7 protein-coding genes, 1 pseudogene and 1 other annotated feature are annotated in these 12,502 nt (G+C 50.3%); of the genes and pseudogenes, 7 read left to right on the top strand and 1 reads right to left on the bottom strand.

The window, feature by feature from the left end; translation table 11 throughout:
* Nucleotide 1: 1 nt before the first annotated feature.
* Nucleotides 2-862: a zinc transporter ZupT gene (zupT, locus tag KNP62_RS08775; protein ID WP_214785262.1), complete on the bottom strand. Its 861-nt coding sequence runs from the start codon at nucleotides 860-862 to the stop codon at nucleotides 2-4.
* A 211-nt stretch (nucleotides 863-1,073) separates the two neighbouring features.
* On the opposite strand from zupT, the pseudogene secD reads away from it, so the two are divergent.
* From secD to aspS, 7 genes and pseudogenes are all read left to right on the top strand, one after another.
* Nucleotides 1,074-3,291, top strand: a pseudogene (gene secD / locus KNP62_RS15740) (protein translocase subunit SecD).
* Between the two features lie 99 nt (nucleotides 3,292-3,390).
* Nucleotides 3,391-5,685, top strand: coding sequence for a single-stranded-DNA-specific exonuclease RecJ (recJ, locus tag KNP62_RS08760; protein WP_214785260.1), 2,295 nt, complete (start codon nucleotides 3,391-3,393; stop codon nucleotides 5,683-5,685).
* Between the two features lies 1 nt (nucleotide 5,686).
* On the top strand, nucleotides 5,687-6,205 hold the full coding sequence (locus KNP62_RS08755) for an adenine phosphoribosyltransferase (RefSeq protein WP_074035183.1): 519 nt from the start codon (nucleotides 5,687-5,689) through the stop codon (nucleotides 6,203-6,205).
* A gap of 189 nt (nucleotides 6,206-6,394) precedes the next feature.
* Nucleotides 6,395-8,584, top strand: a complete 2,190-nt coding sequence (locus KNP62_RS08750; RefSeq protein WP_074035181.1) for a RelA/SpoT family protein — start codon at nucleotides 6,395-6,397, stop codon at nucleotides 8,582-8,584.
* Nucleotides 8,585-8,600: 16 nt separating this feature from the next.
* Nucleotides 8,601-9,044, top strand: coding sequence for a D-aminoacyl-tRNA deacylase (dtd, locus tag KNP62_RS08745; protein ID WP_031421442.1), 444 nt, complete (start codon nucleotides 8,601-8,603; stop codon nucleotides 9,042-9,044).
* 38 nt (nucleotides 9,045-9,082) lie between these two features.
* Nucleotides 9,083-9,317 (top strand) — a binding site (T-box leader).
* Between the two features lie 44 nt (nucleotides 9,318-9,361).
* Complete coding sequence (gene hisS, locus KNP62_RS08740; protein WP_251125666.1) at nucleotides 9,362-10,642, top strand: histidine--tRNA ligase; 1,281 nt, start codon at nucleotides 9,362-9,364, stop codon at nucleotides 10,640-10,642.
* On the top strand, nucleotides 10,639-12,411 hold the full coding sequence (gene aspS / locus KNP62_RS08735) for an aspartate--tRNA ligase (protein ID WP_214785258.1): 1,773 nt from the start codon (nucleotides 10,639-10,641) through the stop codon (nucleotides 12,409-12,411). The genes hisS and aspS overlap by 4 nt, the downstream gene beginning before the upstream one ends.
* Nucleotides 12,412-12,502: the final 91 nt, after the last annotated feature.

The following is a 12,502-nucleotide window of genomic DNA, read 5'->3' as shown; positions in this document are numbered from 1 at the left end:
GTTACATTAATAGGATAAGACTCGTCGCCATGACGATCATTCCGGCGACCATTCCATACATCGAATGATGGGCATGCCCATACTCACGGGCGGCAGGAAGCAACTCGTCGAGCGAAATGAAGACCATGATCCCTCCGACTGCTGCAAACAACAGTCCGAAGACCGTGTCGCTCAAGAACGGCATGAGAATTAAAAATCCGATGGCAGCCCCAGCTGGTTCGGCGAGACCGGATAACATCGAAAGTTTGAACGCCTTCTTTCGTGATCCTGTCGCATAATAAATCGGGACGGAGACGGCGATCCCTTCCGGAATGTTATGCAGTGCGATGGCGATGGCGATGGCCACACCGACGGTTGGGTCATCAAGCGCCGAGATGAACGTCGCAAGTCCTTCCGGGAAGTTGTGAATCCCGATGGCGAGTGCCATGAAGACTCCCATTTTCTTTAGACGACTTTGTGTCTCAGGATGATTGAGTGGAGCCGCTTCATTTGTTGCTGTCGTTGCCAACTCTTGCGTTGACGGATCGTTCTGCATCGATTCAACGAACTTGACCTCGTGCGGGTTCTCCATTTTCGGGATGAACTTATCAATCATACCAATCAAGAACATTCCCCCGAAGAACGCGAGGACGGTGTAAATCGTTCCGGTATATTCCCCGTGTGCACCGACAAGTTCCTCAAGTGCCTTTGGGAAAATCTCGATGAACGATACGTAAATCATGACACCGCCTGAAAATCCGAGAGAGATGGACAAGAAAGCCGTGTTTGTTCGTTTCGCAAAGAATGCGATCATACTCCCGATTCCCGTCGCAAGCCCTGCGAACAAGGTGAGGAGAAACGCAAAAATGATTGTGCTGTCCATGTGGAAAGACTCCTTTGATGTTGTGATGTTAGCTACATCATACATGAAGTTTTGCCCTTGTGCAACATTTAGTCTTATATGCAAATTAACGCTACATTTACGTGAATAGACGTTACAATTTTAGGAAAATGATTGATAAATGTTTAGAAAATTTGTAATGTTAACGAGAGAAGTTACATCAAGAACAGTGGTTTAGAAAGGAAATAGTCGTATGTACAAAAAAGGCAACATTGCGATTTTCGCGATCATCATGATTGCGACGATCCTGCTCGCTGTGTTCTCGACACCTTGGATCGTCAAGAACACAAACCTCGGACTCGACTTAAAAGGTGGATTCGAAGTTTTGTATGAAGTACAACCGCTCGAAGACGGCGACGTCATCGACGAGTCGGCGATGAATGCAACCGTTCGCGCCATCAACAACCGAATCAACGTCCTAGGGGTTTCCGAACCGGACGTTCGAATCGAAGAGAACAATCGAATCCGTGTCCAGCTCGCTGGCGTATCGAACCAAAATGAAGCGCGCGAAGTCATCTCGTCAACAGCACAATTGACGTTCCGTGACGTGGATGACAACGTCTTGCTCGACGGGAAAGACTTGGCGCCGCGTGGGGCAGCGCTCAGCTACAACCAACAAGGACAACCGGTCGTTGAGCTGACACTTCAATCGGCCGACAAGTTTGGCGAAGTGACATCTGAGATTGCACAACGTCCAGCTCCTGAGAACCGTCTGGTCATCTGGCTCGACTATGAAGAGGGCGACACATATGAGGAAGAAGTTCAAAAAGAGAACTCGAAAATTGTGTCAGATGCTTCGGTAACGAGTCCGATCTTATCGGATAAAGCCATCATCTCAGGTGGTGGAATTGACGCGGAAAGCGGTCAACGCCTTGCGGACATCTTGAACGCAGGGGCGCTCCCGGTCAAACTTGACGAAATCTACTCGACGTCGGTATCGGCTCAGTTCGGTCAAGACGCATTAGAAGAAACGGTATTTGCCGCTACAATCGGGATCATTGCCGTGTTCATCTTCATGTTGTTCTTCTATCGTCTACCTGGACTCGTGTCGATCATCACGCTTGTACTGTATATTAACTTGATCATGTTGTTCTTCAATGGAATCAATGCGGTCTTGACGCTCCCAGGGATTGCGGCACTCGTCCTCGGGGTCGGGATGGCGGTCGATGCGAACATCATCACGGCGGAACGAATCAAAGATGAGCTCCGCTCTGGGAAGTCGGTCTTGTCGGCATTCCGTGCAGGTAACCGTCGTTCCCTCAGTACGATCATTGATGCCAACTTGACGACGCTCATCTCGGCTGCGGTCTTGTTCTACTTTGGACAAAGCTCGGTCAAAGGGTTCGCCGTCATGCTCATGATCTCAATCGGGATGACGTTCATCTCGAACGTATTCATCTCACGTTATTTGATGCACCTCCTTGTCTCAAGTCGTCTGTTCGACAAACGTAAAGGATGGTTTGGTGTGAAGGAGAGTGAAATCCGTGAACTTTAAGCTTACTGAATGGAATTACGTCAAACATATGCGCACGATGTTCTTGGTTTCGACAGCAATCGTCGTTCTCGGAATCGGTCTCTTGTTCTTCCGAGGATTGAACCTTGGGATTGACTTTGCTTCAGGAACACGTGTCGAGATTTTAACAGAAGAACGTGTCTCGCAAGAAGAATTCACACAAGCGTTCAACGATGCCGGTGTCAACCAAGAGATTTCGAGCGTCCAATATGCTGATGAAGGACGTTTGGCATACGTGACGTTTGTTGGACAATTGGGTCAAGAGGAAGTCGCGAACGTCAAGACGGCGTTCACAGAACAGTTCGGGAACGACCCGAACATCAGCACCGTCTCGGCTCAAGTCGGTCGTGACTTGGCGAAAAATGCTTTGTACGCGGTAGCCGTTGCGTCGATTGGGATCATCCTGTATATCACGGTCCGTTTCCAGTTCTCCTATGCGGTTGCGACCGTGGTGGCGATGTTACACGATGCCTTCTTCATGATCGTCGCATTTTCACTCTTTGATATTGAGGTCAACTTGTACTTCATCGCAGCGATCCTGACGATTATCGGTTATTCCGTCAACGATACGATTGTTACGTTCGACCGGGTCCGCGAGAATATCACATCGTATGAGAAAGAACGAAAAATCAAGTCGATGGACGTCTATGAGTCGATCATCAACAAGTCGATTCAAGAGACAATCGTTCGGTCCGTGAATACGGTCATCACAGTACTCGTTACAGCCATAGCCTTGTATGCGTTCGGTGCAGAATCAATTCAAAGCTTCTCGCTCGCGCTCATCGTTGGACTCCTCATGGGGATGTATTCTTCGATCTTCATTGCATCGTATTTGTGGCTCCTTATTAAACGCACGACCATCAACAAGAAAAAAGATACGCCGGTCACAGAGGCGTAATGAGTGGGTCTCCCTTTAAACGGGAGACCTTTTTAAATGTCAAGACGGCACATCTTTCACGTGGTCTGCTATAATCTACAATTGATTGGAGTGAAGGACATGTACCATTCGAAGAAACAGTGGCTCTATCCGGAAACGAACCCGGACGACGTCACACGTTTACAAAACGAATTAAATATATCAGCACAACTCGCGACGTTGCTCGTTCAGCGTGGACATCAGGATGTAGAAGCGGCCAAGGCATTTTTGTATGCCGAGGAAGAACTCGTCTTTCATGACCCGTATTTGTTTGAACAGATGGAAAAAGTCGTATCCCGGATCAAGCAGGCAGCGGACGAGGGTGAAATGGTGCTCATCTATGGTGACTACGATGTCGATGGTGTCAGTGCCTCTTCGGTCATGTGGCACGCCTTGACCGAGATTGGTGTCATGGCCGAGTGCTATATCCCAAACCGTTTCACGGAAGGGTATGGACCGAACAAGGAAGCGTTCCAATGGGCAGCGAACGAAGGGTTCACCTTGGTGATCACCGTGGACTGTGGAATCTCAGGGATTGAAGAAGCGACACTGTTAAAAGACCTTGGTGTCGATTTGATCATCACGGACCACCACGAGCCGAAAGAGACATTGCCGGACGCGTATGCCATTATCCACCCACACATCGACCCGAGATATCCATACGATAAACTCGCCGGTGCAGGTGTCGCCCTCAAAGTGGCACATGCCGTTTTAGGAAGAATGCCAGAAGAACTGCTTGATTTGGCAGTACTCGGAACGATCGCCGACCTCGTCCCACTCGACGGTGAGAACCGATTGCTCGCGAAAAAAGGGATTGCGGCACTCGAAGCTTCGAAACGACCAGGTATTTTAGCACTACGTGAAGTGTGTGGTCTCGGTGATAGCGTGTTGAACGAAGAATCGGTCGGTTTCGCGTTCGGTCCACGGATCAATGCGGCGGGCCGTCTCGATTCAGCGATGCCGGCGCTTCAAATGCTCCTTGCCGAACACGTTGAAGAAGCGCTTGAACTTGCGAAACAGCTCGATAAGCAAAATAAAGAACGTCAAGATATCGTCAAAACGATTACGGCTGAAGCGAAAGAACTCGTCGAAGCATCGATGACAGAGGACCGTGTGCTCGTCGTCGCGAGTGAGAAGTGGAACCCGGGTGTCGTCGGGATCGTCGCCTCTCGTCTCGTCGAGGCGTACTATCGTCCGGTCATTCTCCTTTGCCACGACCCGGAGACGGGCAAGGCGAAAGGTTCGGGTCGCTCGATTGACGGGTTTGACTTATTTAAAGAACTCTCGAAAAATGAAGACATCTTGCCGCACTTCGGGGGGCATCCGGCCGCTGCCGGGATGACGCTTCAGTCCGAGAACGTCGCCGAATTGCGTGAACGACTGAATCGCCAAGCGGAAATAATTCCAGATGACGTATTCGTGCCACGGGTCAACGTCGATTTAAAGCTGACGGTCAATGACGTCTCGCTCGATTTGATTTCAGAGATTGCGAAACTGGCGCCGTTCGGCATGGGCAACCCGTCTCCACGCGTCGTCGTCGCAGATGCGAAACTTCGTGACATTCGTCAAATCGGACGCGATGCGACACATTTGAAAGTGCAGCTCGCCGGAGACAAGCGTGAGCTCGACGGCATCGGCTTCGGGTTCGGGCATGTCGTCTCGGAAATCTCGCAGATGGCCCACATCTCCGTGATGGGCAGTCTTCAAGTGAATGAATGGAACGGGATGCGAAAACCGCAGCTCATGATTCAAGACTTACGCGTCGATGACTTCCAAGTGTTCGACTATCGCGGGAAGAAAAAATCGGTACAAGAGCTGAAAGACTTACCGAAAGAACATACGTCGTTCTTGTCGTTCCAGGGAACAACGGAAGACTACCCGCTCCATGAAGGAGACGAACCGCTCAATCGTTTCGTCGTCCTGCTCGATTTGCCTGACGATGAAGACGTTCTTGCAGAAAAACTCCATGAAGGCGTCGAGCGAATTTATTGCGCGTTCGGTCAAGGAGACTCGTTCTTTGAGCGTCTACCATCACGCGAGGATTTCCGAACGTATTATATACACATGGCGACATGCGAACGGAAAAATCTACGTGAAAACCTGATTCGTCTGTCAAAAGAGCGAAAATGGTCAAAAAATACGATTCAATTTATGCATCAAGTATTCTCTGAACTCGAATTTCTTGTTACAATGGAAGACGGACTGCCTGGAGTCAATCCAGAAGCACCGAAACGCGATTTGACCGAGGCGCCGTGCTATCAACGCCGGATTGGGCGCCAACAACTCGAAGAGCGTTTCGTATACGCGTCATTGGCGGAGCTCAAAGAGCGGTTACAATCGTTGCGATCGAACAAGATGCAGGAGGCATACACATAAAATGGATTTCAAACATCATATTAAAGAAGTAGCGGATTACCCGAAGGAAGGAATCAGCTTCAAAGACATCACGTCACTCATGCAAAATGGCGAAGTCTACAAGAAATCGGTAGATGAGCTCGTCGCTTATGCACGTGAACGTGGAGCAGAGTTGATTGCTGGACCGGAAGCGCGCGGATTTGTCGTCGGTTGCCCGGCAGCCTATGCACTTGAACTCGGGTTCGTACCTGTACGTAAAGAAGGAAAGTTACCACGTGAGACTGTACGTGTATCATACGGTCTCGAGTACGGAACAGACATCTTAACGATGCACAAAGATTCAATCCAACCTGGACAACAAGTAGTCATCCTCGACGACTTGCTCGCAACAGGTGGTACAATTGAAGCGACAATCAAAATGATTGAACAACTCGGTGGAGTTGTGGCAGGAATCGGGTTCTTGATTGAACTCGACGGACTCGGTGGACGTGAGCGTCTTGAAGGATATGACGTCTTCTCACTCATCCGATACGAAGACTAATGTTTAAACGGGAAGCATATGCTTCCCGTTTTTGAATAGTTTTTGAGGAAAATAACCTACAACCTTTGACAGGTCGTCAGATTTTTTCGATAATGGTTATAAAAATTAGAGAATCTTGTATATAAACTACTACCATGCTGCGACGAATCTGAGTCGATAGGAGCGGTAAGAAAAAGGGTGTCGAATGTTATGACCAAAAAACAAATCGTAAGTATTGAGGATCTTCTCGACGCGCTCGGGGAGTATATGGGTGACGACGATATAGCCGAAGTGAAACGCGCTTACGAATACGCAAAACTTCATCATACCGGTCAGTTCCGACGTTCGGGCGAGCCCTATATCCTCCATCCGGTCCAAGTGGCCGGTATTCTCGTTGATATCGGCTTAGATGCCACGACGATTATCGGAGCGCTTTTACATGATGTTGTCGAAGATACGGACATTTCGTTACAGCAATTGACGGACGACTTTGGTCCGGACGTGGCCATGCTCGTCGATGGCGTCACGAAACTTGGTAAGATTAAATACAAGTCGAAAAAAGAAGAACTCGCCGAGAACCATCGGAAGATGATTATCGCGATGGCGGAAGACGTGCGCGTCATCTTGATCAAACTCGCGGACCGTCTTCACAACATGCGGACACTTCAGCATATGCCGAAAGAAAAGCAAGTCCAAAAGGCCGAAGAGACGCTAGAGATCTTTGCCCCGCTCGCACACCGGATGGGGATCTCGACGATTAAGTGGGAGCTCGAGGATATTTCGTTACGTTATATCAACCCGCAACAATATTATAAAATCGTCTCGATGATGAAACAAAAACGGACGGAACGAGAAGCACTCGTCACTTCTGTCATCACGGAAGTGAACGGAGTTCTTGAAGAAGTGCATATCGATGCCGATGTAAACGGCCGACCGAAACATATCTATTCCATCTACAATAAGATGGTGAAGCATAAAAAAGAATTCAATGAAATTTATGACTTGATGGCGGTTCGGATTATCGTCGACTCGATCCGCGATTGTTATGCGGTACTTGGGATCATCCACACGCAATATAAGCCGATGCCAGGACGCTTCAAAGATTATATCGCCATGCCGAAGCCGAACATGTATCAGTCGCTCCATACGACCGTGATCGGGCCGAAAGGTGAGCCGCTCGAAGTTCAGATTCGGACGAAAGACATGCATTTTATCGCCGAGTTCGGGATTGCGGCACACTGGGCGTATAAAGAAGGGAAGAACGTCTCGACGAACGGGTTCGATGAGAAGATTGCGCACCTGCGTGAGATTCTTGAATTGCAAAAAGATACGACCGATGCTGAGGAATTCATGGAATCGCTCAAAGTCGACTTCTTTAGCGATATGCTCTACGTCTTCACACCGAAAGGGGACGTATTCGAATTGCCGAAAGGCTCTGTCCCGATCGACTACGCCTACCGGATCCATACGGAAATCGGTCATCGAATGACGGGTGCGAAAGTGAACGGTCGGATGGTGCCGCTCGACTATAAACTCGAGACGGGTGACATCATTGAGATCATCACATCGAAGCACAGTTATGGACCGAGCAAGGACTGGTTGAAACTCGCGGTTTCGAGTCAGGCGAAGAACAAGATTCGTCAATGGTTCAAACGTCAACAGCGTGAAGAGAACGTCGAGAAAGGGAAAGATCTCGTCGAGGCAGAAATCAAAAAACTCGGTTTTGAACCGAAAGAAGTGATCGATGAGCCGGCACTCAGTATCGTCGTCGAGAAGTTCAACTTCGGGAACGAGGAAGAGATGTATGCCGCTGTCGGTTACCAAGGCATCACGGCCGCCCAAGTCGCACATAAATTGACGGAGAAACAGCGGAAAGAGCCGAAACTCGAACTTTCTGAAGCGATCAGCGAACTAAAAGTCAGTCAGGCACCGAAGAAGAAAACGACGGAAGCGGGCGTAACGGTCAAAGGGATCGACAACATGCTCGTCCGTATGAGCCGTTGCTGTAACCCGGTCCCAGGAGATGAAATCGTCGGATACATTACCCGTGGACGCGGCGTCTCGATTCACCGGAAAGACTGCTTGAACATCGTCAATGAACAACACCCGGAGCGTCTCCTTGACGTCGAATGGGAAGTCGGACAGGCGAAAGAGAAGAACTATAACGTCGATATCGAGATCACGGGATATGATCGTTCAGGTCTCTTGAACGACGTCCTTCAAGCGGTATCGGCGACGAATACGAATATCGTGGCCGTCAGTGGTCGGGGCGACCAAAACAAACAAGCCCGCATCTCGATGACGATTTCGATTCCGAACGTGAATCACTTGCAGAAAGTCGTCGAGCGCATCAAACAAATCTCAGACGTGTATTCGGTCAGCCGAGTCATGATGACGTGACGAAAGGAAGAGGAACGTGCGTGTATTATTGCAACGAGTGAAAGAAGCATCGGTCACAGTCGAGGAAGAAGTCGTCGGGGCAATCAACGCCGGGTACTTGCTTCTCGTCGGTGTGACACATGAAGATACAGAAGAGGAAGTGAACTGGCTCGCCGACAAGGTGACCGGGCTCCGCGTCTTCGAGGACGATCAAGAAAAGATGAACTTATCGATTCAAGATGTGTCCGGTCAAATCTTGTCGGTCTCACAATTCACATTGTATGGAGATACGATGAAAGGACGGCGACCTGCTTTCACAAAGGCCGCAAAACCGGACATGGCCGAGACGCTCTATGAAAAATTCAATGAGCGACTCCGGTCGAACGGGCTCGTCGTCGAGACGGGACGCTTCGGTGCGATGATGGACGTCGCACTCGTCAATGACGGACCGGTCACACTCATGCTCGAAAAAAACGCTTGACAGATGCCGGCTTGATTCGGCATCATGAAGCATATAGTCAAACACCTATGATAAAGAAGAGTACGGTCAACCCACCAGCAAAGAGAGCGATGCCTTGGCTGAAAGCATCGACTGGATGATGACCCGAACGACACTTTGGAGGTGCTCCCTTGAAAACAAGTAGGGGGAGCCGTCTCATCGGGCGTTAACCGATTTCGAGTGGCAGAGTTTCAAGTAATGGCTCTGCAACGAGGGTGGTACCACGGGAAACTTACACAGGCTCTCGTCCCTTTGCGGACGAGGGCCTTTTTGTATTTTTTAAGGAGGGAAATGTGATGATGAAAGCACCACGCGGTACACAAGACCTGCTTCCGGGCACGGTCGAGACGTGGCAATATGTCGAGGAAAAACTTCGCGACATGAGCGCCCGTTACAACTATAAAGAGATCCGCACACCAATCTTTGAAACAACGAACCTGTTCACACGCAGTGTCGGGGAAACGACGGACATCGTACAAAAAGAGATGTTCACGCTCGTGAAGAAAGGGAAAGACGAGTACACACTTCGCCCAGAAGGAACGGCATCTGTCGTCCGTGCGTTCGTGACGAACAAACTGTTCGGAAATCCGGACCAACCGACGAAGCTCTACTACATGGGACCGATGTTCCGCTATGAGCGTCCTCAAAAAGGCCGCTTCCGTCAGCTTCACCAATACGGTGTCGAAGCAATCGGCAGTAGCGATCCAGCCGTTGACGCTGAAGTCATCAGCCTCGCCTACTCGATCTACAAGTCGTTTGGGCTTCAGAAAATCAAAGTCGTCGTCAACTCGCTTGGGGACGCGGAAAGCCGCAACGCCCACCGCGATGCGCTCATCCGTCACTTCGAGCCGGTGGCAGACGAACTTTGCCAAGACTGCCAGTTACGTCTTTACAAGAACCCGCTTCGCATCTTGGATTGTAAGGTCGATCGCGATCACCCGTCGATGAAGACAGCACCGTCAATCCTTGAATATTTGAACGAAGAGTCGAAAGCTTATTTCGACCAAGTGCTCGCACAGCTCGACGCACTCGGCGTTGCTTATGAAGTCGACCCGACGCTCGTTCGTGGACTCGATTACTATACGCACACGGCGTTTGAAATCATGTCCGAGGCAGAAGGATTCGGAGCCATCACGACACTTTGTGGTGGCGGACGCTATAACGGTCTCGTACAGGATATCGGTGGACCGGACATGCCGGGAATCGGGTTTGGGATTGGATTGGAGCGCCTCATCCTCGCATTGGAGAATGAAGGGGTCTTGCCTGAACTCGAGACAGGCCTTGATGTCTTCATCGTCGCCCAAGGTGAGAAAGAAGTCGAATTGACGGCGACACGCCTCTTGCAACTCCTCCGCATGGAAGGGTTCAAGGCTGACCGTGATTATCAAGGACGCAAGTTCAAAGGACAATTCAAACAGGCGGACCGCCTGAAAGCCAAGTTCACAGTCATCTTAGGGGATGACGAAGTCGAACGTGGGGCAGCCGCCTTGAAAGATATGACGACTGGTGAACAAGTCGACGTGCCACTCTCGGCCGTCGCAGACAAAATTCGTGAACTATCGGAAGGAGCAGGACAATGATCGGACGCACACATATGAACGGCCGCGTGACAGAGTCACTCATCGGCCAAGAAGTACAATTAAAAGGATGGGTACAAAAACGTCGTGACCTCGGAGGACTCATCTTCATCGATCTTCGTGACCGCACAGGGATCGTCCAAGTCGTCGTACGCCCAGAAAACGAAGCAGTCCACCAACTCGCGGAGACGATTCGTAGCGAGTATGTCCTCGACGTGAAAGGAACGGTTCTCGAACGTGAGAACAAGAACCCGAACATGCCGACAGGAAACATCGAAGTCATCGCGTCTGAGATCAACATCTTGAACGCGGCGAAGATGACACCAATCCCGATCGGTGACGAAGCGGAAAACGTCTCAGAGGACCTTCGCCTCAAATACCGTTACCTCGACCTTCGTCGTCCAGCGCTTCAAGAGACGTTCCGTCTCCGCTCGAAGACGTCGAACACGATTCGTAACTTCTTGACGGAGCAAGAGTTCCTCGAAGTCGAAACGCCGATTTTGACGAAGTCGACACCAGAAGGCGCACGTGACTATCTCGTACCGAGCCGTGTCCACGGTGGTGAGTTCTACGCACTCCCGCAATCACCACAGCTCTTCAAACAGTTGCTCATGGTCGCAGGATTTGACCGTTACTTCCAAATCGCACGCTGCTTCCGTGACGAAGACCTTCGTGCAGACCGTCAGCCTGAGTTCACACAAGTCGACATCGAGACGAGCTTCATGGACATCGAAGACTTGATGGCGATGATGGAATCAATGATGGGACAAGTCATGGAATCGACGCTCGGTCGTACGGATACACCAGCGAAGTTCGAACGAATGACTCACGAAGAAGCGATGCGCCGTTTCGGTTCAGATAAGCCGGACACACGTTTTGGCCTCGAACTCATCGATGTGGCTGACGCCGTGAAAGGTGCCGGCTTCAAAGTGTTCGACGCAGCACTCGAATCAAACGGACAAGTCAAAGCGATCAATGTCAAAGGTGAGGCGGACAACTTCTCACGTAAAGACATCGACAAGCTTCAAGAGTTCACAGCGGTCTACGGTGCGAAAGGTCTCGCATGGCTCAAAGTGACAGCGGAAGGCTTGAACGGTCCGATCGCGAAGTTCTTCGACGAAACATACGCACAGAAGTTGATCGAAGCGACGAATGCAGAAGCAGGAGACCTTCTCCTCTTCGTCGCATCGAAACCAACTGTCGTCGCAGACAGCCTTGGCGCACTCCGCGTCAAACTCGGACACGACCTCGGTCTCATCGACGAGTCGAAATTCAACTTCCTATGGGTGACAGACTTCCCACTCGTGACGTTTGAAGAAGAAGACGGTCGCTTCTATGCGAACCACCACCCGTTCACGATGCCGAACCGTGAAGACCTTCATCTTCTCGAGACAGACCCGGCAAGCGTACGCGCCATCGCCTATGACCTCGTCTTGAACGGTTACGAGCTCGGTGGTGGCTCACAGCGTATTTACGAGCGTGACATTCAGGAACGCATGTTCAAATTGCTCGGCTTCACGCAAGAAGAAGCAGTTGAACAGTTCGGCTTCTTGCTCGAAGCGTTCGAATACGGCACGCCACCACACGCGGGAATCGCACTCGGTCTCGACCGTCTCGTCATGATTCTTGCAGGTCGTTCGAACCTTCGCGACACGATCGCCTTCCCGAAAACGGCTTCGGCAAGCGACTTGCTCACGCAAGCACCGAGCCCGGTCGCGGACGCACAACTTGAAGAGTTGTCGATTCGTACGGCAGTGAAAGAGAAAAAATAATACGCTTAAACAGGATTCGTCGTTCTCGGCGAATCCTTTTTTATATTTTTCTGACAACTTTGTATAAGGTTATGATACGATTATGGAATAA

This window comes from Exiguobacterium sp. s183, from assembly GCF_018617655.1.
GTDB classification, from domain to species: Bacteria; Bacillota; Bacilli; order Exiguobacteriales; family Exiguobacteriaceae; genus Exiguobacterium; species Exiguobacterium aestuarii_A.
This window is presented reverse-complemented; position numbering and strand designations above follow the sequence as displayed.

Excerpts from the sequence above, each read along its gene's own strand:
- zupT (WP_214785262.1), bottom strand. The coding sequence starts at position 862 with ATGGACAGCACAATCATTTTTGCGTTTCTCCTCACCTTGTTCGCAGGG.
- recJ (WP_214785260.1), top strand. The coding sequence starts at position 3,391 with ATGTACCATTCGAAGAAACAGTGGCTCTATCCGGAAACGAACCCGGAC.
- KNP62_RS08755 (WP_074035183.1), top strand. The coding sequence starts at position 5,687 with ATGGATTTCAAACATCATATTAAAGAAGTAGCGGATTACCCGAAGGAA.
- KNP62_RS08750 (WP_074035181.1), top strand. The coding sequence starts at position 6,395 with ATGACCAAAAAACAAATCGTAAGTATTGAGGATCTTCTCGACGCGCTC.
- hisS (WP_251125666.1), top strand. The coding sequence starts at position 9,362 with ATGAAAGCACCACGCGGTACACAAGACCTGCTTCCGGGCACGGTCGAG.
- aspS (WP_214785258.1), top strand. The coding sequence starts at position 10,639 with ATGATCGGACGCACACATATGAACGGCCGCGTGACAGAGTCACTCATC.